Genomic DNA, 25,909 nt, shown 5'->3' on the forward strand with positions numbered 1-25,909 from the left:
TGGTTGCCATGAGTGAGCAGCGCAGTAAGTCCGACTCGCACAAGTGGCAGGGATTTGCCACCAAGGCGATTCATGCCGGATACGAACCGGATCCGCTGACCGGTGCGGTCAACGTGCCGATCTACGCGAGTTCCACCTTCGCCCAGGACGGCGTCGGCGGAATGCGCGGCGGATTCGAGTACGCCCGTACCGGAAACCCGACCCGTCAGGCGCTCGAGGCCAACCTCGCGGCCCTCGAAGACGGAAGTTTCGGTCGGGCTTTCGCATCCGGCATGGCTGCCACCGATGCGCTGCTGCGGGCCACCCTGCGGCCGGGCGACCACCTGGTGATCCCCAACGACGCCTACGGCGGAACGTTCCGGTTGATCGACAAGGTCTTCTCGCAGTGGGGGATCGAGTACTCGGTGGCACCTGTCACCGACGTCGACGCGGTGCGGGCGGCCATTCGCCCCAACACGAAGCTGGTCTGGATCGAGACCCCGACCAACCCGTTGCTCAACATCGGCGACATCGAGGCACTTGCCGGTGTTGCGCACGAGGCCGGCACAAAGCTTGTGGTGGACAACACCTTTGCCTCGCCGTACCTGCAGCGCCCACTGACCCTCGGTGCCGATGTGGTGCTGCATTCGACCACCAAGTACCTCGGTGGTCACTCGGATGTCGTCGGTGGCGCACTGATCACCGACAATGAGCAGCTCGACACCGATCTGGCGTTCCTGCAGAACGGTGCCGGTGCAGTGCCCGGACCGTTCGACGCCTACCTGACCATGCGCGGCATCAAGACGCTCGCCGTCCGGATGGACCGGCACAGCGACAACGCCGAGCGGATCGTCGACTTCCTGCTCTCGCACCCGAAGATCGACTCGGTGCTCTACCCGGGACTGGCGAACCACCCGGGCCACGCCGCAGCGGCGAAGCAGATGAGTCGCTTCGGCGGCATGATCTCTGTGCGTGTGTCCGGCGGACTCGAAGCCGCTCAACAGTTCTGCGACCGCACCGAGGTGTTCACCCTGGCCGAGTCGCTCGGCGGTATCGAATCGCTGATCGAACATCCCGCCGCGATGACCCACGCGTCGACCGCAGGGTCGCTGCTGGAGGTCCCCGATGACCTGGTCCGGCTGTCCGTCGGCATCGAAGACATCGGCGACCTGCTCGGGGATATCGAAAACGCCCTGGGCTGATACCGATCACCGTTCGAATTCGCGCCGCTTACCTGCGTTCGCACCGGTTGCAACCGGCGCACACGCAGGTAAGCGGCGCGAATTTTGCGTTGTGGGTGGCAAGGTAACCCTGTGAGCATTGATCAGGCGTCCATCGATCGAGCGGTGCAGCTGCTGGCACCACCGGTGATGCGCCGGACGCCGGTGGTGGCGTCGCGGGCGTTGTCGGAGCGCTGTGGCCACGACGTGTGGCTCAAGTGCGAAAACCTGCAGCGCACAGGGTCTTTCAAACCGCGGGGAGCGTATCTGCGCATCGCCGGGCTGAGTGCTGAGGAGCGAGCGCGCGGTGTGGTCGCGGCCAGTGCGGGCAACCACGCGCAGGGTGTGGCCTGGTCGGCCGGGACGCTGGGCATCGCGTCGCGGGTATACATGCCCACCAGTGCGTCTCTGCCCAAGATCGCCGCGACCCGTTCCTACGGCGCCGAGGTGATCCTCGAAGGCGAGACCGTCGACGAGAGTCTGGAGGCGGCGGCCCGCTACGCCGCAGAGACCGGCGCCATCATGATCCACCCGTTCGACCATCCCGACATCGTGGCCGGGCAGGCGACGGTGGGGGTCGAGATCCTCGAGCAGTTGCCCGACGTGGGGACCGTGTTGGTGCCCCTCGGCGGCGGCGGACTGCTCGCCGGTGTGGCCGCCGCGGTCAAACTGCATCGGCCAGACGTGCGCGTGATCGGTGTCCAAGCGACGTCCGCGGCGGCCTGGCCCGATTCGCTTGCCGCAGGCAAACCGGTCAAGGCTCAGTCGATGAACACCATGGCCGACGGCATCTCGGTGGCCATGCCGGGTGCGGTGCCATTCGCGCATGTGAAGGACCTGGTGGACGAGGTTGTCACGGTCAGCGAGGAATCGATCTCCCAGGCCTTGCTACTGGTGCTGGAGCGGGCCAAGTTGGTTGTCGAACCGGCCGGTGCGACGGCGGTCGCGGCTTTGATGAGCCTGCCCGGTCTCGAACTCGACGGACAGGTCTGCGTGGTGCTGTCCGGCGGCAACATCGACCCGTTGCTGTTGACCCAGGTGACCACCCATGGCCTACACGCCGCAGGACGGTATCTGACGATCACCGTGACAGTGTCGGACCGCCCGGGCGGTCTGGTGGCGTTGCTCGAATTGTTGCGCGACCTGAACGTCAGTGTGGTCGACGTGATCCACTCGCGGGTCAGCGGTGAACTCAGCCTCGGGGAGGTCTCGGTGACGGTCAGTCTGGAGACGAAGGGGCCCGATCACCAGACGAAGGTGCGGGCCGCGCTCGCCGAAGCCGGCTATTCGGTGGCTTGATCTAACACTCTCTGTCCGATTCTTCCCCTCGTCGCACTAGGCTTCCCGGTATGGGAATCGACTACAGCAAGCGCCCGAAACCGACGCAACCCGCACCGGCGTCGCCACCTCCGGCCGCGCCGTCGGTTCCACCGCCCGCCGCCCCCGGGGTCCAGCTGAGCAAGATCACCTTGACCAAGGCGCAGCCGACCGTGAACCTCGCGAAGTCAGGCGCTTCCGGCGGTACCATCCGCGTGAACCTGAACTGGGCGCAGTCGGCACCCACCGGCGGGTTCTTCAAACGCAAGAGCTCCGTCGACCTCGACCTTCGCTGTCTATACGAGCTGGCCGACGGGACCCGCGGCGGCATCGGGGCGCTCGACCGCAACTTCGGCACGCTGGAGAAGCCGCCGTACATCAAACTCGACCAGGACGACCGCTCCGGCAGTTCTGCAGGCGGCGAGAACATGTTTGTGAACCTGGCCGACCCGTCGGTCTTCCGGCGCATCCTGATCTTCGCCGACATCTACGAGGGCAGCCCGAACTGGGCGGCGGTCGACGGTGTCGTCACGGTCGAATCGCAGTTCGGTCCGCCGATCGAGGTGCGCATGGACTCGGCCAAGAATAGTCTGCGGACGGCATCCATCGTTCTCATCGAGGTCGGCAGCAGTGGTGTGAGTGTGACCCGTGCGGTCGAGTATTTCTCCGGCGGCGACAAGATGGACAAGCACTTTCGGTGGGGTCTCAACTGGGGGCGCGGCAGCAAATAACACCCGGTCGAAGCCTGATCTCCTCGTTGCGCCGCCGGTATCTGGCATGACAACGCTCATTGATTTAACAACGTGCGTTGACAAGTTCGCGTCGGCCTTCTAGCGTCATGTGAACATGTTGCAGCGAGGAGTCGCAGATGATTGAAGCGTTGAAGTATGTCCCGGAGCACGCCAAAGCCGCCACCGGCGACAACTACGAGCAGGTTCTCGACGATCTGTCGAGCGCCTCGGTGCACCGCAACTTCGACCCGTACATCGACATCGACTGGGACGCGCCGCACATGGCGGTCGTCGACAACGATCCCCGGTGGGTCCTGTCCAAGGACGTCGACCCGATCGGTCGGCATCCCTGGTACCAGAATCTCCCGCTCGACAAGCAGATCAAGATCGGCATGTGGCGGCAGGCCAACGTCGCCAAAGTCGGTCTGCAGTTCGAGTCGATCCTCATCCGCGGACTGATGCAGTACAGCTTCAAACTCCCGAATGGCGCACGCGAATTCCGGTACACCACCCATGAGTCGAAGGAAGAGTGCAATCACACCCTGATGTTTCAGGAGTTCGTGAACCGCACGGGTGTCGATGTACCCGGCGCAAAGCTCGGCTATCGGATGATCTCGCCGCTGGTGCCGCTCGCGTCGACGATCTTCCCGAGCCTGTTCTTCTTCGGTGTGCTCGGCGGCGAAGAGCCGATCGACCACATCCAGAAGGACTTCCTGCGCAACCGCGATGAGATGCACCCGACCATGATGGCCGTGATGCAGCTGCATGTGGCCGAAGAGGCGCGGCACATCTCCTTTGCCCATCACCTGCTGCGCGAGACCGTCCCGAAGAAGAGTCTCTTCCAGCGGTTCCTGCTGTCGCTGATGTTCCCGATCATCATGCGTGTCCTCTGTGGCGCGATCGTGGTGCCGCCCAAGTCTTTCCAGAAGGACTTCGATGTTCCCGATGAGGTCATGAAGGAACTGTTCTGGAAGTCGGACAACTCGAAGGAGTTCCTGCACAACGTCTTCGGCGACGTCCGCATGTTGGGGCAGCAGTGTGGTCTGATGAATCCGTTCTCGCGGTTCCTGTGGAAGATCCTCGGCATCGGCGGACGTCCTTCGCGGTTCCGCAGCGAACCCGCCTACGCGGCAGCATAAGTCCGTGCCGCACGTTGTCACCCAGGCGTGTTGTGCCGACGCCTCCTGCGTCTACGCCTGTCCGGTCAATTGCATCCATCCGACACCGGATGAGCCCGACTTCCTGACCTCGGAGATGCTCTACATCGACCCGGCGACCTGTGTCGATTGTGGTGCCTGCGTCAGTGCCTGCCCGGTCGGCGCGATCGTCCCCGGCCATCGCATCGAACCCCAGGACGAGCGTTACCTCGAGATCAACGCCGCACACTACGAAGCCGTGTCACCGTTGCCGGTTCGATTCCCGGTCGACGAAAAGCTGCGGCTGCCGTTGGCGCCCATCAGCAAGCCCAAGCCGATCGAGGTGCCGGGCGGCGGTGACATCCGCGTGGCGATCGTGGGGTCCGGGCCGTCGGCGATGTACGCGGCCGACGAGCTGCTGCGTTATCCGGGCGTACACGTCACCATGTACGAACGCCTCGACAAGCCTTTCGGTCTGGCCCGCTATGGCGTTGCGCCCGATCATCTTTCGACCCGCAAGGTGATGGCGCTGTTCGACGAGATGGCGCGCAGCGATCGTCTCGACATCATGCTCAACTGTGAAGTCGGCCGCGACGTCGCGCTCGACGATCTGCGCCGCGATTTCCATGGCGTGATCTACGCGGGTGGTGCGAAAACCGACCGACGACTGGACATTCCTGGCGTCGATCTGGAGAACGTGTCCAGCGCAACCGAATTCGTCGGTTGGTACAACGGGCACCCGGACTTCACCGATCGTGTTTTCGATCTCTCGCATCGGCGGGTGGTCGTCATCGGCAACGGCAACGTCGCGCTCGATGTCGCGCGTATTCTGACCACTGATCCGGAAGCCCTTGCATCAACCTCGATTTCGTCGACGGCATTGTCCGCGTTGCGGAACTCGAAGGTCGAAGAAGTGCTTGTCGTCGCGCGCCGCGGCGCGGCCGACGCCGCATTCACGTTGCCAGAATTGGTCGGGCTGGCCGACCGCGGAGTCAACGTGACGGTCGATCCGGAACTGCTGACGTCCTACGGTTCACCCGATGATCACGCCGTCGCAGCTAAACTCGACGTCCTGGCCGAATTATCGCAGCGCACACCACGATCGGGACCTGTGATCAGGCTTGGTTTCCTACGGTCGCCGCAGGAGATCGTCGTAGACGCGGACGGTTCGGCCGCGGGCGTCAGGTTCGGGATCAATCGGCTTGATCCATTGAGGGGTGGGATCGAGTCGACGGGGGAGTGCGAGACGGTCGAGGCCGGGCTGGTGCTGACCTCTATCGGCTACAAGGGCGTCGAGGTGCCCGGGTTGCCCTTCGACAGCGAACGCGGTGTCATCCCCAACGATCAGGGCCGAGTGGTCGAGAACGGGACGCCGATGACCGGCGTCTACGTCACCGGATGGATCAAACGTGGCCCGTCGGGCTTCATCGGCACCAACAAGTCTGATTCGGCGCAGACGGTCGCGCAGCTTCGCGCCGATCTCGAGGCCGGACTGTTGTCGGTGCCGGTCACGCCGAAGCGTCGGCGACTTCTGTCACGCTGATACGCACACAAAAATGAGCCCTCGACGGCGAGCGTGAAGCTCGCCGTGAGGGCTCATTTTGGTTGCTCAGTTGTGGTACGGCTCCGCGCTGAGAAGCGTCACCGAGACGGTGGCGCCGCTGGGCACGGTGTACTTGCGGGTGTCGCCGACCTTGGCGTCGATGAGCGAGCCACCCAGTGGGGACTTCGGTGAGTACACCTCGAGCTTGTCCTCAGACGATCCCTGCTCGCGCGTGGCGATCAGGAAGGTCTCGGTGTCGGACTCATCGCCGTTGTAGTACACCTTCACGACAGAACCCGGCAGAGCCACACCGGACTGCGTGGGTGTCTCGCCGACCTTGGCGGTGTTGAGTAGCTCCTGGAGCTGCCGGATGCGGGCTTCTTGCTGGCCCTGCTCGTCACGGGCAGCGTGGTAACCACCGTTCTCTTTGAGGTCTCCCTCTTCGCGACGCTCGTTGATCTCGGCGGCAATCACCGGACGGTTCGCGATCAGCGCGTCGAGCTCCTCTTTGAGCCGATCATGGGACTCCTGGGTAAGCCAGGTCACCTCGGTGTCGGTCATGCTCGATCACTCCCTCTCGTTAAATGCAGCAACACGGCCCCTCTCGGAACCGTGTATCAGCCAAGAGTAGCAGGTCACATGTACGGATCTCGAACTCCTAGGAAATTATGCCCCCTTGGGCGAGGTTGGATCGGTAGGTTGGTTCGCGGTTTTTGAGCCAGCGGATGGCCGCGTACGTCAGCGGCATGATCGCCATCTCGACGAGGGTCTTCCAAATGAAGCCGATGAGTGCGTAATTCAAGAAATCGGACCAGGTCGAGATGCCCAGTGCGCTGGCCGCGATCGCACAAAAAACCAGCGTGTCGAAGAACTCGCCCACAACGGTGGAGCCGAGGAGCCGGGCCCACAGGTGTTTCTCGCCGGACCGCTCTTTCATCTTCACCAGGACCCAGGAGTTGAGGAACTCGCCGACGACATAACCGGCCAGACCGGCCGCCAGGAACTGGGGGATCACGCCGGCGACCGTCTCGAAGGACTCCTGACCGTCGTAGAAATCGGCGGCAGGCAGCTTGATGGTCAGCCAGAAGCAGAAGGATGCGATCAGCAGGACGAAGAATCCGGCCAGGATGGTGCGTCGCATCGCGCGGAAGCCGTAGACCTCGCTGATCACGTCGCCGAGGACGTAGGCGAGGGGAAAGAGGTAGAAGGCACCGTCGGTCACCAGGCCGTTCATGGACAGCGGGCCGAGGTCGAAGTGGAGATCGGGGAACAGCACCACAGCCTTGGTGCCGGTGATGTTGCTGATCATCATCACGCCGACGAAGAGGGCGACGAGCATCGGGTAATACGGACTTGCAATGGTGGCAAACGCCGGACTCGTTCCCTTGGCGGTGAGCGAGTCCGGCTGCCCAGACCTATCAGTGGATGTCATGGGTGCCGATTATGGGCGATCAGCATCCATTCGGTTGCAATGCCCCGGGGAGTTCGCCGATCCTCTCCACTCCGGAACCGGTCCAGCGGTAGCTGACGGCGACCTGTCCCTGGGGGTCGGCGTTGGGCTCGTCGCCGACTATGTAGCGGTAAGTGACGTACACCTCGCTGTCGTCGGCGCCGGTGACGGTTTGGTAGGAGAGGTTGCAGGCGGAGCCGACGGAAACGCCGTCGTGGAAGAAGGCCAGCTGGTAGGGCGACGATACGGTGCCACCCTCGGTGGCCAGGGCCACGTATGTGAATCCCGAGCAGCTGAAGTCGGACTCCGCGCTCACCCAGCGGCCACCGGGTACCGGCGGGTCGATCTGGCCGATCGCCGAGTCGATGATTGCGGCGGGATCGCACGAGGAGTTGTCGTCCGGATCGGGGTTGCCGCCCGGATCGTTCGTGTCGGCAGGCGGCGCGGTGATGGTTGCGCTCTGACCGGCCGGCTGCGTCGTTCTGGGCGCCTGCGTGACGGTCGATGCCGGTGACGCCGACGACGCCGAGCTGCCGTCGACGGCCTTGTTGTCAGAGTTCGAGTTGTCAGAGTCCGAGCACCCGGAGATGCCGGCAATCAATACCGCCGCCGCACACACGGCCATCCATGTGCGGGCCGCCGACCTGGTTGCCGAAAAATGGTTGTCCACAGTCTTTTTCATCGATTGATCCTTTGGTTGCCGACCCACTTGCTCCGTCGTAACGGGCGGCGAGAAAGTTAGTCACAGAAAGGCATCGAAATTCCGACGTCGAGAGTGTGTGCAGGTGAACCGGTCCGAGGGGCCATCGGTGATGTCGGTCGACTGAACGACCCGTGGCGGGTGGTTCAGGTCACGGTGCGACCAGATACTCCGGAACCGTCTTGCTGCATCCGTAGACCTCGCCGACCACCGGGGCGGCCGAGGTGTTGACGATCTCGGACATCGCGTAGGGGGATTCGTTCGACGCCGGGATGTAGACCTCGCGGCGGCCGGTCTCACTGCCGTCCAAGGATCGGGCACGCAGGATGCAGGTGGCCGGAACGCCGGGATCCTTGCGGGTAACTGTGAACTTCACCTCAACACTTGTGTCGTTCAGGATCTCGTAGCCGGTGGCTTCTCCGGAGATGTCGGGGTCGGAAAAGTTGTTGTAGCCGACCCACGCGACGAGCACGCCCAGGGCGATGACCAGCGTGGTCAGGCCTATCGACCACACGCGGCGAGAGCGTGGTGAGCGGTCGGTGGGGTAGCGCCCCGGCGGTAGTGTGCGAGGGCTTGTCATGTGTTCATACCTACCATGGAGGCAGAACCGGGTCCCGGTGCGCCATGGCCGGTGCCGACGGTGGGAGTATTGAACCCGAATATCGGGCTGTTGTGAAGGTGAGGAAATCGCGTGGTTGGACTACGACTGATGGCGGTGCATGCGCACCCCGACGACGAGTCCAGTAAAGGCGCGGCCACGATGGCCAAATACGCCGCTGAAGGACACGACGTTCTGGTGGTCACCCTGACCGGCGGTGAGCGCGGCGACATCCTCAATCCGGCGATGGATCTGCCGGGCATCGTCGAGCGCCTACCGGAAGTTCGTCGAGAAGAGATGGCCAAGGCTGCGGCCGCGCTCGGTGTCCGCCAGCAGTGGTTGGGCTTTGTCGATTCGGGTCTGCCCGAGGGCGATCCGAAACCGCCGCTTCCCGAGGGTTCGTTCGCGGCCATCCCGCTGGAGATCCCGACCGAGGCACTGGTCAAGGTGATCCGCGAGTTCAAGCCGCACGTGATGATCACCTACGACGAACACGGCGGCTATCCGCATCCCGACCACATCCGCGACCATGAGGTGTCGATGGCCGCCTACGAGGCCGCTGCCGATCCCGAGCAGTTCCCCGATGCCGGAGAGCCCTGGGCGGTCTCGAAGATCTATTACACCCACGGATTCATCCGCGATCGGATGATCTTGTTCTCCGACGAGTACGAGAAGATCGGCAAAGAGAGCCCCTTCGCCGAGTGGTTGTCGAACTGGGATCCCGAGCGCGGGAACACGATGGGCCGGGTCACCACACAGGTGACCTGTGGCGACTACTTCCCGAAGCGCGATGAGGCGCTGCTGGCGCACGCCACACAGATCGATCCCAACGGAATCTTCTTCGCGGTCCCGATGGACTGGCAGCAACGACTCTGGCCGACCGAAGAATTCGAGCTGGCCAAGACCCGCGTCAAGACCGCGATCCCCGAGACCGATCTGTTCGCTGGAATAACCGCTGATGAGGAGGTTGTGCGATGAACATGACCTACGCCGCAGCGCAGTTGACCGACGTGCTCGCCGCCCCCCAGGGCCCCGAGTTCGGCAAGGCATCCCCGCTGGGACTGCTGGTCGTCGTACTGCTGCTGGTGGGAACAGTTTTCTTGATCTGGTCGATGAACCGGCACCTCAAGAAGCTGCCGAAGAAGTTCGACTGGGACCATCCTGAAGACGATCAGGCCGCCGATGACGGGACCGATGGTGACCCGAGGCAGCAACAGTCTCGCTGAGGCGACAAGTCCCTATCTGCGCCAGCACGCCGACAATCCGGTGCACTGGCAGCAGTGGGGCGCCGACGCGCTGGACTGGGCGCGCGAGCGGGACGTACCGATCCTGTTGTCGGTCGGCTACGCGGCCTGTCATTGGTGCCACGTCATGGCGCACGAGTCGTTCGAGGACCCGATCACCGCGACGGTGATGAACCGCCACTTCGTGTGCATCAAGGTCGACCGCGAAGAGCGGCCCGACATCGACGCCATCTACATGAATGCCACGGTCGCGATGACCGGCCAGGGTGGTTGGCCGATGACCTGTTTCCTGACGCCGGACGGTGAACCTTTCTACTGCGGCACCTACTTTCCGTCGGTACCGCGGCACGGTCTGCCGTCTTTTGTGCAACTCCTCGATGCGATCACCGAGACGTGGAACTCCAAACGCGATGAGGTTCACCGGGTGGGCGCCGCGGTCGCCGAGCAACTCGCGGCAAACGCTGCGGGCTTGCCGGATCCGGAACTCGCCGTCGACGACCCGCTCCTCGCGCACGCGGTGACCCAGGTCCTCGAGGACGAGGACCGCGACTACGGCGGATTCGGTGGCGCCCCGAAGTTTCCGCCGTCGGCGTTACTCGAAGGACTGATCCGCGAATCAGAGCGCACCGGCGACCCGAGAGGTCTCGAGACCGCTGGGCGGACCGCGTCGGTGATGGCCCGAGGCGGTATCTACGATCAGCTCGCCGGTGGTTTCGCCCGGTATGCGGTCGACAAGGACTGGGTGGTCCCGCATTTCGAGAAGATGCTCTACGACAACGCGCAACTCCTGAGGGTGTATGCGCACCTGGCGCGCATCACCTCAGATCCGTTGGCGCAGAAGGTCACCGAGGAAACCATCGGGTTTCTGGAACGCGACCTCAAGGTGATCGGCGGGTTCGCCTCGGCTCTCGATGCCGACACCGACGGCCGTGAGGGCCTGACATATGTGTGGACGCCACAGGAATTGGTCGACGTACTCGGGGACGACGACGGAGAGTGGGCGGCGCAGCTGTTCACCGTGACCGCGGCGGGCACCTTTGAAGAAGGTGCGTCGACACTGCAGCTGCGCGCGGACCCCGACAACATCGGCCGGTTCGAATCGGTGCGGGCGCGCTTGTCTGCCGCCCGGGCACTGCGGCCGCAACCGGGGATCGACGGCAAGGTGGTGACGGGCTGGAACGCCATGGCCATCACCGCACTTGCCGAAGCCGGAGCCGGACTAGAACGTCCGGAGTGGATCGATCTGGCCACCTGGTGCGCCGGGGAGCTGCTCGCACGTCATCTGCCTGATGGACGGCTGCGGCGGTCCTCACTCGATGGTGTGGTCGGTGCGCCACTGGCGATGCTCGACGATCACGCCGCATTGGTCACCGCGCTGTTGGCGCTCTATCAGGTGACCGGAGAACAGCATTGGCGAGATCGCGGACTCGATCTCCTCGACCGCACGATTGATCTTTTCGCCGACCCCGAGGTGTCCGGGTCGTGGTACGACGCCGGATCGGACGCCGACGCGTTGCTGACACGACCGCGGGATCCGATCGATGGGGCAACACCGGCGGGTACCTCACTGGTGGCCGAGGCGCTGCTGACCGCTGCGCCGCTGGCACCGACCGATCGCGCCCCGCGCAGTGCTGACGCCTACATGGCACTAGCGGACGACACCCTGGCCCGCGGGTCCGTGCTGCTGGAGAAGCTGCCGCGGTCGGCGGGGCATTGGCTGGCGGTCGCATCGGCTCGCCTGGCCGGACCACTTCAGATCGCGGTGTCGCAGCCCGACATCGATTCCACCGGACTGCTCACCCAGGCGCGAGTGCGAGCGCCGGGCGGAGCCATCGTGATCGGTGGTGTCGTCGATTCTCAGCCGCTACTGGCCGGACGGCCCCCGGTGAACGGTGAATCAGCCGCCTATATCTGCCGTGGATCGGTGTGTGGGCTCCCGGTCACCACTGCCGAAGGACTCGCAGCGCAACTGGCGTGACCTCAATCGGGCAGACGGGGGTCAGGCGTGTAAGGCCGCAGCGAACTGATCCATCGCCCAATCGATTTCGTCAACCGTGATGACAATCGGTGGGGCGAATCGCAGGGTGCTGCCGTGGGTGTCCTTCGCCAGCACGCCGCGCTCGGCGAGTTTTTTGCAGAGATCCTTGCCCGTACCCAGCGCTGGATCGACATCGACGCCCGCCCACAGTCCGAGCCCCCGAACCGCGATGACACCGCCTGGGATCATCGCCCGCAGCCGGTCGTGGAGATGTGTGCCAAGCGTGGCCGCGCGATCCTGCCAGTAGCCGGTACCCAACATGTGCACCACCGTCGAACCGACCGCGGCAGCAAGCGGATTGCCGCCGAAGGTCGAACCGTGCTCGCCGGGATGAAGTACCCCGAGGATGTTGCTGTCACCGACCACGGCCGACACCGGCAATACACCTCCGCCCAGGGCCTTGCCCAGCGTGTAGAGGTCGGGCACCACGCCCCAATGGTCACAGGCGAAGGTGGTTCCGGTTCTGCCGAGACCGGACTGGATCTCATCGCAGATCATCAAAATATTTGCGGTGGTGCAGAGTTCACGAACATCGGCGAGGTAGCCGTCCGGTGGGACGATGATGCCGGCCTCACCCTGGATCGGTTCGATCAGTACCGCAACGGTGGTGTCGTCGACGGCGGCGGCCATCGCCGCGGCGTCACCGAACGGAACAATGCGGAATCCGGGTGTGAACGGACCGAAACCGGTGCGGGCGATCTCGTCGTCCGAGAAACTCACGATAGTGGTGGTCCGGCCGTGAAAATTGCCCGACGCCACCACAATCGACGCCCGACCTGCCTGCACACCCTTGACGTCGGTGCCCCACTTGCGGGCCACCTTGATGGCCGATTCCACCGCTTCGGCGCCGGTGTTCATCGGCAGCACCATCTCTTTGCCGCAGAGCGCGGCCAGATCCCGGCAGAAGGGGCCCAGGCGGTCAGAGTGAAAGGCCCTGCTGGTCAACGTGAGCCGGCTGAGTTGGTCCATGGCGGCGGCGATGATCTCCCGATTGCGATGGCCGAAGTTGATCGCCGAGTAACCGGCCAGGCAATCGAGGTATCGGCGGCCTTCGACGTCGGTGATCCAGGCGCCCTCGGCGGTGGCCGCGACAACGGGGAGCGATGAATAGTTGTGGGTGGCAAAGTCGTCGACCAGCGCGATGTGTTCGGCCGAGGAGATGATCGGATCGACGGAATGGGTGATGTCGACGGTCATGATGGGCCCCCGGCCTTTCGTAGCTCGAGTGTGCAGCATTTGACGCCGCCGCCACCTTTGAGCAATTCGGACAGATCCACCCTGATCGGGTTGAACCCGGCGACGGTGAGAAGTGCTGCCAGATGTGGTGCGGCGTCGGTCATCACAACATTGAGACCGTCGGAGAACGGGACCGGCGGTATTTCTGAAACCGAGTGTCCCAGTTGGATATACGTCTCGCGGAGCGTGTTCCATTGCTGGTAGGCGCGTGCGGTGTCGACGGCCACGGTCGGGTCCATCCACGGGTTGATCTGGTAGGTGACCGCAAAGTGGGCAGGCGGGGTCATCGCGTAACGCCGCGGTGAGGAGACTCGATCGGACCTGGTGGCATGCGCGAACTCGGTGATGGTCACTCATTGATCGTAGGAAGCCCCTGTGACGCAATCAATCTACGTGCCTTGTGTTGAGGCCAGCTATCTATTGTGCAATCTGGCACAATGGAACGATCTGTTGCGTGAGGTGAAAAGAGGGTGGCCGGTGGCTGAGCTGGACGAGATCGACGAGGCGATTCTGGGCGCTCTGACTCGTGATGCACGGCAAACCTATGCGCAGATCGGGGAGTGCGTGCGGCTCTCGGCTCCGGCTGTGAAGCGGCGGGTCGACCGTCTGGTGTCCTCGGGTGTGATCCGCGGATTCACCGTCGTCACCGATCCGGCAGCGCTCCAATGGACCACGGAGGCATACGTCCAGGTGTTCTGCCGGGGCACCATCGCCCCGGACATCCTCGCCAAATCGTGGGAGCACATCTCCGAGGTGGTCAGCGCTGCCACCGTCACCGGTCCGGCCGATGCGATCCTGCGGGTGGTCGCGCGCGATGTCCAGCATCTGGAGGTGGCGCTCGAACGGATCCGGGCCGCCGAGACCGTCGACCACTCCGAGAGCATCATCGTGCTGTCCAGGGTGATCGATCGAGGTCATCCCTGAGGGAGTCGTCGGGCCCGAGCATTCCTGCAGTGGATATCTGTTTTGGGTGGCAGATGACTGCCGTGCTACCTTGGCCGACATGAACATTTGTGCTGGTGCCTATTGGCGCTTTATCGAGGCTCCGGGTGGAGCCGCCGATACTGCGCTGTACTAACGCGCGCCAACACCCGGAGCCCCGAGCAGTGACCACCATGGTCGCTGCTTTTTTCTTTGTCAGGGCACCGGTTACATGAGTGCAGGTGCTCGCCGAAATCAGGAAGGCACGCATCATGAGTAGCGAAACCACCACCCCGCAGGCCGAGCAGGCGACGTTGGTCGGACCCGAGACGTCCGACCGCCGCATCCGCGCCTTCCGCGAGATCCCGTCACCGAACACGGTGCGCGCCGAACTGCCGTTGACCGATCGCCGCGCCGCCGTCGTGCAGCGCGATCGCGACGAGATCGCCGACATCCTCGCCGGCCGCGACGACCGCCTGCTGGTCATCGTCGGACCGTGTTCGGTTCATGACACCGTCGCCGCGCTGGACTACGCACGACGCCTGGCGTTGCTTGCCGTCGAGCATGCCGACCGGCTCAAGATCGTGATGCGGGTGTACTTCGAAAAGCCTCGCACCACGGTCGGATGGAAGGGCCTGATCAACGACCCGGGTATGGACGGTTCGTTCGACGTCGAGCGCGGCCTGCGTACCGCCCGCGCGTTGCTCCTCGACATCATCGACCTCGGTCTACCCGTGGGCTGTGAGTTCCTCGAACCGACGAGCCCGCAGTACATCGCCGACGCTGTCGCGTGGGGCGCGATCGGTGCCCGGACCACCGAATCGCAGGTGCACCGCCAGCTCGCCTCGGGTCTGTCGATGCCGATCGGCTTCAAGAACGGAACCGACGGCAACATCCAGGTTGCGGTTGATGGTGTGAAAGCTGCTGCAGCCCAGCACGTCTTCTTCGGTGTTGATGATTTCGGCCGGGGCGCGATCGTCGAGACCGTCGGCAACGAGGACTGCCACGTCATCCTGCGAGGCGGCACATCGGGACCGAACTTCGCCGTTGACTCGATCAATGCCACGCTCGCTGCACTGGCCAAGGCCGGACTGCCGGAACTGGTCATGGTCGACTGCTCGCACGCCAACTCGGGCAAGGACCACATCCAGCAGGCCGTGGTCGCCACTGACATCGCAGAGATGATCGTCGGCGGACAGCACGGTATCAGCGGGGTGATGTTGGAGAGCTTCCTCGTCGCGGGTGCGCAGTCGCCGGACGCCCAGGTGCTGACCTACGGCCAGTCGGTCACCGACAAGTGCATGGACTGGGATGCCACGGTTGCTGTGGTGCAGACGCTTTCGGCAGCCAAGGCCCCGGCCGCCGCTATCTGAACAGCACCAGCCACACCGCGACGTAGTGGACCAGCGCCGCAATGACGGTGCAGGCGTGGAAGAACTCGTGGTGACCGAATGTGTTCGGCCACGGGTTGGGCCACTGCGTCGCGTAGAGCACACCACCGACGGTGTAGAAGAATCCGCCGACGGCCAGCAGTACGAGCACGGCGACACCCACCGAGTCGATGAGTGTCGGGGCGACCGCGACGATCGTCCAGCCCAGGATGATGTAGAGCATCACGCCGAGCCAGCGCGGTGAGGTGGGCCAGACCATTTTGAGGGTGACCCCGGCCAGTGCGCCGGCCCACACGATGATCAGCACCACCGTCTGAGTGGGGGGCTCCAGCCCGATCACGCAGAACGGTGTGTAGCTGCCCGCGATGAAGATGAAGATCATCGAATGATCGGCCCGCTTCATCCACATCTTGGCGGCGTCGGTGGTCCAGTGCACCCGGTGGTAAGTGGCGCTGACCCCGAACACGCCGCAGACCGTCAGTGCGTAGATACCGCAGGCCAGGGCGGCCATCGGGCCGACCATCGCCCACGCGACGGCGACGAGCGCGATCCCGGTGACGATGGCGATGAAGCCGGCGTATAGGTGAATCCAACCCCGCATGCGGGGCTGGAATTCGGCGAGTCGTGCGAGTTCGGAGGAGACCACAATCCACGGTAGCTTAGGTAAGCATCGACCGACCTCCACGCCGCGTAAGGTGTACCCAGTGAAGCTGATTCCCGACGCCATGCGTGGACCCATGTACCGGGTCTACGAGCGTCGGCTCACCCACTACCTCGATCCAGAACGTATACCTCGTCACATCGCGATCATCTGTGACGGCAATCGTCGATGGGCCCGCGAGGCCGGGTTCGAGAACGTCAATCATGGGCATCGGGTCGGTGCGCAGAAGATCGCCGAGGTACTCACCTGGTGCAGTGAGCTCGACATCTCGACGGTCACCATCTATCTGCTCTCGACCGAGAACCTGAGCCGCGACACCGAAGAACTCGGCGCGCTGATGCAGATCGTCCCGGACATCGTAGAAGAGATCTCCGCGCCCGGACAGCCGTGGCGCGTGAAAGTGGTTGGCGCGCTTGATCAACTGCCGGTCGAGGTGTCGAGTCGGCTGAAGGCCGCCGAACAGCAGACCGCAAGCCGGGTCGGCCCGACCGTGAACGTGGCGGTGGGCTATGGGGGTCGCCAGGAGATCGTGGACTCGGTGCGTTCGCTGCTCACCGACCGGATTGCGGCCGGCGATACCCCTGAAGAGTTGGTTGACGCGGTCACCGTGGACGCCATCGACCAGAATCTCTACACCCGCGGCCAGCCCGATCCCGACCTGGTGATCAGAACATCTGGCGAACAACGCCTTTCGGGCTTTCTACTCTGGCAGAGCGCGTACTCCGAGATCTGGTTCACCGACGCCTACTGGCCGGCATTTCGTCGCGTCGACTTCCTGCGTGCGCTCCGTGACTACGGTGCCCGCAGCCGCCGATTCGGTAAGTGAGCGCCAGGGTTCCGACTGAACCCGTTGTCCTCAGATCTTGCGTAGACGCACCCGATTGATCGCGTGATTGGCGTCTTTGCGAAGCACCAACGTCGCCCGGGGGCGGGTCGGCAGGATGTTCTCCACCAGATTCGGCCGGTTGATGCCGTTCCAGATGTCGCGGGCCGCCAGCGTCGCCTGATCATCGGTCAGTGACGAGTAATGGTGGAAGTGCGAGTTCGGATCGGCGAAGGCCGTGGTCCGCATGGCCAGGAACCGGGTGATGTACCAGTCCTCGATGTCCTCGATCCGGGCGTCGACATAGATTGAGAAATCGAACAGGTCCGACACCATCAGCCGGGCTCCGGTCTGGAGCACATTGAGTCCCTCGACGATGAGGATATCAGGTTGCCGCACATGGTGTTTGGTCCCGCGGACGATGTCGTAGGACACGTGCGAATACACCGGAGCCGACACATCGCGGGCGCCCGACTTCACCTCGGTCACGAATCGCAGCAACGCGCGACGGTCATAGGACTCGGGGAAACCCTTGCGGTGCATGATTCCGCGACGTTCCAACTCCGCGGTGGGGTAGAGGAATCCGTCGGTGGTGATCAGGTCGACGGTGGGGTGAGATTCCCAGCGGGCGAGCAGCGCCTGCAACACGCGGGCGGTGGTCGACTTGCCAACCGCCACGCTGCCTGCGACACCGATGATGAACGGCACCTGTCGCTCAGGCTTGCGCTCGCCGAGGAAGGTGGCCGTCGCGGCGAACAGGCGCTGCCGGGCAGCGACCTGGAGGTGGATCAGACGGGAGAGCGGTAGATAGACATCCGCGACTTCGGTGAGGTCGATCTGTTCGCCGAGACCGCGCAATTCGCGCAGTTCACTCTCGGTCAGCACCATCGGCATCGATTGGCGCAGATCCCGCCACTGGCGGCGATCGAGTTCGATATACGGACTCGGCTCGGTTATCCGTGACATGTCAACTTTCGATCCGTGGGACCCGCGGCATGGAGATCATCCTTGCGAACGCATCCGAGGGCAACAACTCCGGGGTCACTTCGGTAGCGTTTGACCCCATGCACAACGAAGCGATCACGTCGCGGTATCTGCGGCTGGGCCTGGCATTTGACCGTCTCGAAGAGGGTTTCGTCGACGCGTTCACCGGTGATCCGGCGTTGCGACGCGAGGTCGAGAACGCCCCGGTGCCCGATCCGAGAGACCTTGCCCATCAGGCGGCTTCGTTGCGCGACGAACTCCCCGGCGCCGGATTGGGTGAGATCCGCACCGAGTTCATCGATTCGGCGCTGCGGGCGCTCGAATGTTCGGCGCGAAAGTTCGCAGGCGATGACATCGGGTTCGTCGAGGAAGTCCGCAACTATTTCGACGTCGACATCACGATGGGTGATCCGGACACCTATCGCCGCGCCCACACCGAGCTCGATGAGTTGCTGCCGGGCACCGGTGATCTCGCACAGCGCTACGCCGCGCACAAACGTGCCGAGGAGATCCCGCAGGACCGGGTGGCCGAGGTGGTGTCGGCGTTCAGCGGTGCACTGCGGGAACGGGTGCGGGGCACCTACGCGCTGCCCGAGTCGGAGATCGTCGACTTCGAGGTGGTCGGCGACAAGCCATGGTCCGGGTTCAACTACTACCTGGGCGACTACCGGTCCAAGGTGGCCATCAACGGTGATCTCACCCAGCACATGTCGTCGCTGCCGCACCTCATCGCGCATGAGGCCTATCCGGGACACCACACCGAACACTGCCGAAAAGAGCAATTGCTGGTTGGTTCAGGTCAGGTCGAGCAGTCGATTTTCCTGGTGAACACCCCGCAATGCCTGATGGCGGAAGGTCTCGCCGACCATGCGCTGAACGCCGCGATCGGGCCCGAGTGGGGGCTCTGGGCGCAGGACATCTACGCGGACCTCGGATTGCGATTCGACGGTGAGCGCGCCAATGCCATCGGTAGGGCCACCGCTGGTTTGCTCGGCGTGCGCCAGGACGCGGCGCTGCTGCTGCACGACCGCGGCGCCGACCAGGACACCGTCGCGACCTATCTGCAGACCTGGCTGCTCGCCACCGATGAGCGGGCCCGGCAGATGCTGCGGTTCCTGTCATCACCGTTGTGGCGGGCCTACATCAGCACTTACGTCGAGGGCTTCCGCCTGCTGCAGGAGTGGTTGGACGTCGCGCCTGCGGCGGATCGGCTGGTGCGCTTCGGCCGGCTGCTCGATGAGCCGCTGACACCGGGGCGCCTGCGGGCGGAGTTGGCTGCCGGTGTGTAGCCGGGTTGGCCGCGGAAAAGCAGCATCGCGGCGACGAATAATAGGGCATGTAATCGGTGTTCGCCCGGTCTCTTACACTGAACCTGCGGATTCGCCCGCGCAGCAGCGTCTGAAGGAGACAAATGACCGACGTCAACACCGCATCCCTGGCTGAGCTAGACCCGGATATGGCGGCCGCGATGAACGGCGAGCTGACCCGTCAGCGCGACACGCTGGAGATGATCGCGTCGGAGAACTTCGTTCCGCGCGCGGTGCTGCAGGCCCAGGGCAGTGTGCTGACCAACAAATACGCCGAGGGCTACCCCGGACGCCGCTACTACGGTGGCTGCGAATACGTCGACGTCGTCGAGGACATCGCCCGCAACCGGGCGAAAGAGCTGTTCGGCGCGGAATTCGCCAACGTGCAGCCCCATTCCGGTGCGCAGGCCAACGCTGCGGTCCTGGCCGCGCTGATGGAGCCCGGCGAGACCATGCTCGGCCTCGACCTGGCCCACGGTGGCCACCTCACGCACGGCATGCGCCTGAACTTCTCCGGAAAGCTCTATGAGAACGCCTTCTACGGCGTGAGCAAAGAAGACTTCCGCATCGACATGGACGAGGTGCGCAAGGTCGCCCTCGACACCAAGCCGAAGGTCATCGTCGCCGGCTGGTCGGCCTATCCGCGGATCCTGGATTTCGCGGCCTTCCGGTCCATCGCCGACGAGGTCGGCGCGCACCTGTGGGTCGATATGGCCCACTTCGCCGGACTCGTCGCCGCCGGACTGCATCCGTCGCCGGTCCCGTACGCCGATGTCGTGTCGTCGACGGTCCACAAGACCCTCGGTGGTCCGCGTTCGGGCATCATCCTGGCCAAGAAGGAGTGGGCCAAGAAGCTCAACTCCGCAGTGTTCCCCGGCCAGCAGGGTGGCCCGCTGATGCACGTCATCGCTGCCAAGGGCGTGGCCCTCAAGATCGCAGGCACCGAGGAGTTCAAGGAGCGCCAGCAGCGCACCCTCGACGGTTCTCGCATCCTGGCCGAGCGCCTGAACGGTGAGGACGTCGCCAAGGCCGGTGTGTCGGTCCTGACCGGCGGCACCGACGTGCACCTGGTGTTGGTCGACCTGCGCAACAGCAACCTCGACGGCCAGCAGGGCGAAGATCTGCTCCATCAGGTCGGTATCACCGTCAACCGCAACGCGGTGCCGTTCGACCCGCGTCCGCCGATGGTGACCTCCGGCCTCCGGATCGGTACACCCGCGCTGGCCACCCGCGGCTTCGGTGAAGAGCAGTTCCGTGAGGTTGCCGACATCATCGGCACCGCACTGGCTGCCGGCCAGGGCGCGGATGTCTCTGCGCTGCGGGCCCGCGTCTCGCAGCTCGCCCTCGACTTCCCGCTGTACGAGGGACTCGAGGATTGGGGCCTGCTCAGCACCCAGCGCTGAACCCCGAGCACACCAGACGAACCCATCTCTTTCGGTCGAACCACAGTTGGTTTCGACCGAAAGAGGTGGGTTCGGTATTCGGGCGATTGGTTTCGCATATCGCGGGTCGACCTCTAGGCTGTCTGGGTGAATGATTTGACCCAGGACGAACTGCTCTACGCCTTGGAAAAGGCGATTCCGGAAATCATGGAAGAGCACAACGCCGCGGCAGTGGCATGGAACCCGCACGATTTCGTGCCGTGGGCCGAGGGCAAGAACTTCGCGTTCTTGGGTGGCGAGGACTTCGATCCGAACCAGCCGTCCCCGCTGCCTGCCGATGTGGTCAAAGCGTTGCTGGCGTTGCTGCTCACCAAGGACAACATGCCGTCCTACCACCGTCTGATGGCGCAGAAGGCGTCCATCTTCGGTGCGTGGCAGCAGGTCATCGGAACCTGGACCGCCGAAGACAATCGTCATGCGATCGCGCTGCGGGACTACCTCGTGGTGTCGCGGCTGATGGATCCGGAAGCTGCCGAGACACTGCGGCTGCACCACATGACCAAGGGCAAGTTGCAGACGCCCGAGTCGGTGACCGACTACGAGATCCTCGACGTGTTGGCGCTGCTCGCGGTGCATGAGCTGCAGTGTGTGTCGTTCGGCGAGAAGCTCCTCGAGGCGTCAGACAGTGATGTCCTGAAGGGGATCGTCGAGAAGATCGTGCACGACGACCGTGTGCAGGCGAAGACGTTCACCAACTTCCTCAACGCCGGCGTCGATGCCAATGTGACCGAACTGATCAAGTCGGTTGACCGTGCGCTGACCGAGCTCGAACCGATCGGTGCCGACATCAACGACTTCGGTGACCTCGAGGTCATTTCACCGTTCAACGCCGATGTCGTGAAGTTCGTCGCCACCGCTCTGGTGGACGACCTCAAGCTGCACTCTCTCGACGGTCTCGACGAGACCAGCGAGGCGGCACGTCAGCGCGTCCTGGCCGCCGCCGGCCGGTAAGTACGCGGTTTCATCTGGCTTCACCCAACCCCGCTCCACACGCAGTCACGGCTGCGGAGGAGTGGGGTTTTTGGGTTCCCGGGCGGTGGTGCGCGGGGTCGCCGAGGCGCAGAATCTCGACTGATCCGCCAGCGGAACAGTTAACCGATTATTCACGGACACGAGCCGATTCCACCGAGCCGACACGCCGTGTTGGGCGTACTTTGACGTTTGACGGGCCGCGGGGAAGCGGTTCGTCCGGGAGGTTCGATCGTTGACTTGCTTACGTGAGTACGAGGGGACCGGCCCCGGTCCTCGTGACAGCAGCACCTAGCTGCTGAAACCAGAACCGGACCGGCCGCAACACACGTCTGAGTGGTGCCACCCAGACCGAGGAGCCCTTCGTGACCGCACGCGACGCCCGTACGTATGTCATCGATACTTCCGTGCTGTTGTCCGACCCTTGGGCGGCAACACGTTTCGCTGAGAACCACGTGATTCTTCCGCTGGTTGTCATCAGTGAATTGGAAGGCAAACGCCACCACCACGAACTGGGCTGGTTCGCTCGCGAAGCATTGCGCATGCTCGACGATCTGCGACTGGAGTTCGGGCGCCTCGATCAACCGATCCCCATCGGAACCGTCGGTGGCACCATGCAGGTCGAACTCAACCACACCGATCCGGCTGTCCTGCCCGCCGGGTTCCGCACAGACAGCAACGATTCCCGAATCCTGGCCTGCGCCTTGAACCTCCGAGCCGAAGGTAAAGACGTTGTCCTGGTGTCTAAGGACACTCCGCTGCGTGTGAAGGCGGGTGCGGTGGGCCTGGCCGCCGATGAATACCACGCTCAGGACGTGGTGGCCTCTGGCTGGAACGGGATGACCGAGGTCGACGTCGACTCGACAGTGATCGACACGTTGTTCGCCGACGGTGTGGTCGACCTCGACACTGCGCGGGATCTGCCGTGCCACACCGGGATCCGCTTGCTGGGCAACAACTCCAGTGCGCTGGGCCGGGTGAACCCGCAGAAGCAGGTACAGCTGGTGCGCGGAGATCGCGAGGTGTTCGGGTTGCGGGGGCGCAGCGCCGAACAACGGGTGGCACTGGATCTTCTCCTCGACGACAGTGTCGGCATCGTCTCGATGGGCGGCAAGGCGGGTACCGGTAAGTCGGCGTTGGCCTTGTGTGCCGGCCTCGAAGCGGTGCTCGAACGGCGTACCCAGCGCAAGGTTGTCGTATTCCGGCCCCTCTATGCCGTTGGCGGACAAAACCTCGGCTATCTGCCCGGCAGTGAGTCGGAGAAGATGGGGCCCTGGGCGCAGGCGGTGTTCGACACTCTCGAGGGTCTGGCGTCCACCGAGGTGATCGAAGAGGTTCTCAGCCGCGGCATGCTCGAAGTGCTTCCGCTGACCCATATTCGGGGTCGTTCACTCCATGATTCGTTTGTGATCGTCGACGAGGCGCAGTCGCTGGAGCGCAATGTGTTGCTGACTGTGCTGTCTCGCCTCGGCTCGGGTTCGCGGGTGGTGCTGACCCACGACGTCGCACAGCGCGACAATCTCCGGGTCGGCAGGCATGACGGTGTAGCTGCGGTGATCGAAAAGCTCAAGGGGCATCCGCTTTTCGCGCACGTCACATTGACCCGCAGCGAGCGGTCGCCGATTGCGGCGCTGGTTACCGAAATGCTGGAGGAATTCGCGCCGGGAGCGTAGCGAGCGGGCGAGGTTGGGCACTGTGCGCCGGGAGCGTAGCGAGCGGGCGAAAACGGTTGGGGTCTAGGGCCTTACAGGCCGGCGTGGCTCAGCAATCGTTTCGTTTGATGTTGGTATCCGGGTCGCTCACTGTGTCGAGGAGTTTGCCGTACCGGTTGGCGGGGTAGTCGGGCAATGCGTTGCACAGTGCCGATTTACCTTGTCCGACAACAACATAGGCGGCATAGATGAGCTTGCCGTTGTCATCGTTGGCGCGCAGGGACGGGCACGACTGATCGGTGCGCAGATACTGCGCGCCGGGATGGTTTTCGAGAGCTCGCGTGATCTCGTCTTGGTAGGTCCTGGGGTTGGTGGCGTTGGCGACCACAATGATCGCGGTGCCGTCGCAGGCGGGTGTGCTGATCGGCACCGAGAGTCCGAGATCGGCGGAGTTGGTGGTCGGGATCACCGACTCGGCGGTCGCCGAGACATCGGTCGGCGGGGTCTGCTGTGTCGGCGGGACCTGCGCGGTGGCCGTGACGGTCTCGGTTGTGGTGTTCGCGGTGACTGCGGCGGTGCCTGCCGCATCGGTGTTGTCGTCGGGCCAGAACACAGCTGTGGCAATCGCTGCCAGGACGAGCACGACGACTGCCGCGATGCCGCCGACGATCCAGGGTGTCCGGGAACGGGGACCACTGGGCGGCGGTGGATGGTGCGGTGGTTGCGGGGCAGGCGGCGCGGCCGTGTACTGCTGCGTGGGTGGGGGAGTGAGAGCGCTGGAGGGCTGCTGTTCGGGTTCCTGTGGTGGTCCGGTCTGGGTGCGCGGTGCGACCGAGGGCAACCCGAGGAGCGTAGGCGCCTGGTGTGCGGCGTGTGGGTCGGGTGCGGACGTCTCGGCGGGCGGCGCGTCCGGCAGGTTCAGTGCGGCCGCCAGTTCGTGGGCGAACTGTCCGCAGGTCGGATAGCGGTCTGCGGGCGCAGGGGCCAGGGCCCGGTCGATGACCGGCGCGACACCGGCCGGGAGGTCGCGGCCGGATCCGGGAGGAGCGCCGGTGAGCAACGCGACCGCGGTACATCCGAGGGCGTAGACATCGGCGCGTGCATCCACCGGTAGGCCACGGAGTTGTTCGGGCGCGGAGTAGGCGACCGTGCCGACCGACACCCCCGTGGTGGTCAGGTCGCCGACATCTGCGAGTGGACGGGCGATGCCGAAGTCCGTGAGCATGACCCGGTGCGGTGTTGCGTCGGTGAGCATGATGTTGCCGGGTTTGACGTCGCGGTGCAGCAGTCCCTGGCCGTGGGCGTAGTCGAGTGCCGCGGACACCTCGGTGATGATCTGCAGGCAGAGCGTCGGGCGGACACCGGTCGGGTAGATGGCCAGGAGTTCGGCGCCGTCGGTGCCCGGAACGTAGTCCTGGCTGATCCAGAGTTGACCCATGTATTCGCCACGGTCGTGTACTGCCACGATGTTCGGGTGCCAGAGCTTTGCCGACAGATCGGCCTCGCGCACGAACCTGCGCCGGTAGTTCTCGTCGGACGCGGCGCTGGACCCGGGCAGTGAGGCGGGCAGGATCTTGAGGGCATCCGACCGTGGCAGCCGGGGATGCTTGGCCAGATACACCTCACCCATGCCACCGGCGCCCAGTAGACGCTCGATTGTGTATCCGGCAAAAATGGTGCCCACGGCAAGCGGCATGAAAACCCTCGAACTCTCTTCATCGGTGCCGGCCCCGGGAGCGGAGTGCGCGTCGGGTCGGCAGTGACCAGATTAGTGCAGTCCCGTGATCGCACCGATACGTGCTTTGGCTTACGAGTTGGCATAATCAGCAGGTGCTGAAGTTGTCAAAGAGGTTGATGGGGCCAGTGGTGTCACTGGCCGCCGCGTGTGTTGTTGTCTCTGCAATGGTGGTGCCCGTGTCGGCACAGGCCGAGGAGGTGCTCACCCCGGAGTCGTTCCCGCTGTCGACCCAGATGATCAAGGTGACCTCGGAATCCATCTACGACACCGTCGCCACGCTCACCGCCTGGGAACGTGACGAAGCCGGTACGTGGATCCAGGTCGTCGAACCGACCAGGGCCGATCTCGGCGCCGAAGGCATCGGCATCCCTCGTGACAGTGTGTGGCGGACGCCGATGGGTATTTTCGCCCTGGACCAGGCCTTCGGTAACCAACCCAGTCCCGGCACCAAGATGCCGTACTTCCAGGCGGATGAGCAGGATTGGTGGGACGCCCTTCCCGGGTCACCCACCTACAACACGCACGTTCGACAGGTCGAGAGTCCCGGCGGTGACAGCGAGAACATCCTCGCCACCGGCGAGGTCTACGACTACGTCGTCAACATCGCCCACAATCCGCAGCGGGTTGACGGGTTCGCGTCAGGGATCTTCCTGCACGTCACCAATGAAGAACCCACATGGGGCTGCGTTGCGATCGATCGCGATGTGATGAGGCAGATCGTCCAGTGGCTGGATCCGGCCCGTCAGCCGATCATCGATATCGGCCTGGCCTGACCCACCCCGATGATGTGGGGTTCTGGCGAGCGTTTCCGCAGGTCGGCGCCGCCAAA

General features: G+C 64.1%; 24 protein-coding genes and 1 pseudogene. 16 read left to right on the plus strand and 9 right to left on the minus strand.

The window, feature by feature from the left end:
- Positions 1-8: 8 nt before the first annotated feature.
- The 5 genes from AC1TQG_RS15325 (at position 9) to AC1TQG_RS15345 (ending at position 5,926) form a co-directional block, all read left to right on the plus strand.
- Positions 9-1,181, plus strand: a complete 1,173-nt coding sequence (locus AC1TQG_RS15325; RefSeq protein WP_482138225.1) for a cystathionine gamma-synthase — start codon at positions 9-11, stop codon at positions 1,179-1,181.
- A 168-nt stretch (positions 1,182-1,349) separates the two neighbouring features.
- Positions 1,350-2,498, plus strand: coding sequence for a threonine ammonia-lyase (gene ilvA / locus AC1TQG_RS15330; protein ID WP_482138773.1), 1,149 nt, complete (start codon positions 1,350-1,352; stop codon positions 2,496-2,498).
- A gap of 50 nt (positions 2,499-2,548) precedes the next feature.
- Entirely contained in the window at positions 2,549-3,247 is a 699-nt protein-coding gene (locus tag AC1TQG_RS15335) for a Tellurium resistance (RefSeq protein ID WP_482138227.1), read from the plus strand.
- A gap of 137 nt (positions 3,248-3,384) precedes the next feature.
- Complete coding sequence (locus AC1TQG_RS15340; RefSeq protein ID WP_482138229.1) at positions 3,385-4,386, plus strand: AurF N-oxygenase family protein; 1,002 nt, start codon at positions 3,385-3,387, stop codon at positions 4,384-4,386.
- 4 nt (positions 4,387-4,390) lie between these two features.
- Positions 4,391-5,926, plus strand: coding sequence for an FAD-dependent oxidoreductase (locus AC1TQG_RS15345; protein ID WP_482138231.1), 1,536 nt, complete (start codon positions 4,391-4,393; stop codon positions 5,924-5,926).
- 66 nt (positions 5,927-5,992) lie between these two features.
- Here the strand turns inward: AC1TQG_RS15345 and greA are convergent, their stop codons facing one another.
- The 4 genes from greA to AC1TQG_RS15365 form a co-directional block, all read right to left on the minus strand.
- Entirely contained in the window at positions 5,993-6,487 is a 495-nt protein-coding gene (gene greA / locus AC1TQG_RS15350) for a transcription elongation factor GreA (protein WP_482138233.1), read from the minus strand.
- 97 nt (positions 6,488-6,584) lie between these two features.
- A complete protein-coding gene (locus tag AC1TQG_RS15355) occupies positions 6,585-7,358 on the minus strand; it encodes a queuosine precursor transporter (protein ID WP_482138235.1) in 774 nt (257 codons plus the stop codon).
- A 19-nt stretch (positions 7,359-7,377) separates the two neighbouring features.
- A complete protein-coding gene (locus AC1TQG_RS15360) occupies positions 7,378-8,058 on the minus strand; it encodes an LppP/LprE family lipoprotein (RefSeq protein ID WP_482138237.1) in 681 nt (226 codons plus the stop codon).
- Between the two features lie 169 nt (positions 8,059-8,227).
- Positions 8,228-8,656, minus strand: a complete 429-nt coding sequence (locus AC1TQG_RS15365; protein ID WP_482138239.1) for a DUF4307 domain-containing protein — start codon at positions 8,654-8,656, stop codon at positions 8,228-8,230.
- 129 nt (positions 8,657-8,785) lie between these two features.
- Between AC1TQG_RS15365 and mca the strand changes: the two genes are divergently transcribed.
- The 3 genes and pseudogenes from mca (at position 8,786) to AC1TQG_RS15380 (ending at position 11,896) form a co-directional block, all read left to right on the plus strand.
- Positions 8,786-9,652 (plus strand): mycothiol conjugate amidase Mca, encoded by an 867-nt coding sequence (mca, locus tag AC1TQG_RS15370; protein WP_482138775.1) that lies wholly within the window; start codon positions 8,786-8,788, stop codon positions 9,650-9,652.
- Positions 9,649-9,870, plus strand: a pseudogene (locus AC1TQG_RS15375) (hypothetical protein); the annotation flags it as partial. The gene mca and the pseudogene AC1TQG_RS15375, both read left to right, overlap by 4 nt.
- The gene (locus tag AC1TQG_RS15380) at positions 9,857-11,896 is read left to right on the plus strand and encodes a thioredoxin domain-containing protein (RefSeq protein ID WP_482138241.1); all 2,040 of its coding nucleotides are present in this window, start codon (positions 9,857-9,859) and stop codon (positions 11,894-11,896) included. The pseudogene AC1TQG_RS15375 and the gene AC1TQG_RS15380, both read left to right, overlap by 14 nt.
- Before the next feature lie 21 nt (positions 11,897-11,917).
- On the opposite strand, the gene rocD is transcribed toward AC1TQG_RS15380, so the two are convergent.
- Together rocD and AC1TQG_RS15390 are read right to left on the minus strand one after the other, a co-directional pair.
- Positions 11,918-13,153, minus strand: a complete 1,236-nt coding sequence (gene rocD / locus AC1TQG_RS15385) for an ornithine--oxo-acid transaminase (protein WP_482138243.1) — start codon at positions 13,151-13,153, stop codon at positions 11,918-11,920.
- Positions 13,150-13,545: a hypothetical protein gene (locus AC1TQG_RS15390; protein ID WP_482138245.1), complete on the minus strand. Its 396-nt coding sequence runs from the start codon at positions 13,543-13,545 to the stop codon at positions 13,150-13,152. Before AC1TQG_RS15390 ends, rocD begins: the two co-directional genes overlap by 4 nt.
- 124 nt (positions 13,546-13,669) lie before the next feature.
- On the opposite strand from AC1TQG_RS15390, the gene AC1TQG_RS15395 reads away from it, so the two are divergent.
- Entirely contained in the window at positions 13,670-14,116 is a 447-nt protein-coding gene (locus AC1TQG_RS15395; protein WP_482138247.1) for an Lrp/AsnC family transcriptional regulator, read from the plus strand.
- A 269-nt stretch (positions 14,117-14,385) separates the two neighbouring features.
- A complete protein-coding gene (locus AC1TQG_RS15400) occupies positions 14,386-15,486 on the plus strand; it encodes a 3-deoxy-7-phosphoheptulonate synthase (protein WP_482138249.1) in 1,101 nt (366 codons plus the stop codon).
- On the opposite strand, the gene trhA is transcribed toward AC1TQG_RS15400, so the two are convergent.
- Entirely contained in the window at positions 15,479-16,105 is a 627-nt protein-coding gene (trhA, locus tag AC1TQG_RS15405; RefSeq protein ID WP_482138776.1) for a PAQR family membrane homeostasis protein TrhA, read from the minus strand. The genes AC1TQG_RS15400 and trhA overlap by 8 nt on opposite strands.
- 103 nt (positions 16,106-16,208) lie before the next feature.
- Between trhA and AC1TQG_RS15410 the strand changes: the two genes are divergently transcribed.
- Positions 16,209-16,991: an isoprenyl transferase gene (locus AC1TQG_RS15410; protein WP_482138251.1), complete on the plus strand. Its 783-nt coding sequence runs from the start codon at positions 16,209-16,211 to the stop codon at positions 16,989-16,991.
- 30 nt (positions 16,992-17,021) lie between these two features.
- Here the strand turns inward: AC1TQG_RS15410 and coaA are convergent, their stop codons facing one another.
- On the minus strand, positions 17,022-17,954 hold the full coding sequence (gene coaA / locus AC1TQG_RS15415) for a type I pantothenate kinase (protein WP_482138252.1): 933 nt from the start codon (positions 17,952-17,954) through the stop codon (positions 17,022-17,024).
- Between the two features lie 98 nt (positions 17,955-18,052).
- Between coaA and AC1TQG_RS15420 the strand changes: the two genes are divergently transcribed.
- From AC1TQG_RS15420 to AC1TQG_RS15435, 4 genes are all read left to right on the plus strand, one after another.
- The gene (locus AC1TQG_RS15420) at positions 18,053-19,261 is read left to right on the plus strand and encodes a DUF885 domain-containing protein (RefSeq protein WP_482138777.1); all 1,209 of its coding nucleotides are present in this window, start codon (positions 18,053-18,055) and stop codon (positions 19,259-19,261) included.
- Between the two features lie 122 nt (positions 19,262-19,383).
- The gene (gene glyA / locus AC1TQG_RS15425; protein ID WP_482138254.1) at positions 19,384-20,682 is read left to right on the plus strand and encodes a serine hydroxymethyltransferase; all 1,299 of its coding nucleotides are present in this window, start codon (positions 19,384-19,386) and stop codon (positions 20,680-20,682) included.
- Positions 20,683-20,808: 126 nt separating this feature from the next.
- Positions 20,809-21,672 carry an acyl-ACP desaturase gene (locus AC1TQG_RS15430; protein ID WP_482138256.1) on the plus strand — a complete coding sequence of 288 codons (864 nt, stop codon included), beginning with the start codon at positions 20,809-20,811 and terminating at the stop codon, positions 21,670-21,672.
- A gap of 383 nt (positions 21,673-22,055) precedes the next feature.
- On the plus strand, positions 22,056-23,363 hold the full coding sequence (locus tag AC1TQG_RS15435; protein WP_482138258.1) for a PhoH family protein: 1,308 nt from the start codon (positions 22,056-22,058) through the stop codon (positions 23,361-23,363).
- A gap of 88 nt (positions 23,364-23,451) precedes the next feature.
- Here AC1TQG_RS15435 and AC1TQG_RS15440 read toward each other — a convergent pair whose 3' ends face one another.
- Entirely contained in the window at positions 23,452-25,038 is a 1,587-nt protein-coding gene (locus AC1TQG_RS15440; protein ID WP_482138260.1) for a serine/threonine-protein kinase, read from the minus strand.
- A 134-nt stretch (positions 25,039-25,172) separates the two neighbouring features.
- Between AC1TQG_RS15440 and AC1TQG_RS15445 the strand changes: the two genes are divergently transcribed.
- On the plus strand, positions 25,173-25,853 hold the full coding sequence (locus AC1TQG_RS15445; RefSeq protein WP_482138262.1) for a L,D-transpeptidase family protein: 681 nt from the start codon (positions 25,173-25,175) through the stop codon (positions 25,851-25,853).
- Positions 25,854-25,909 lie beyond the last annotated feature (56 nt).

It is taken from the genome of Williamsia sp. Y844 (assembly GCF_056786475.1).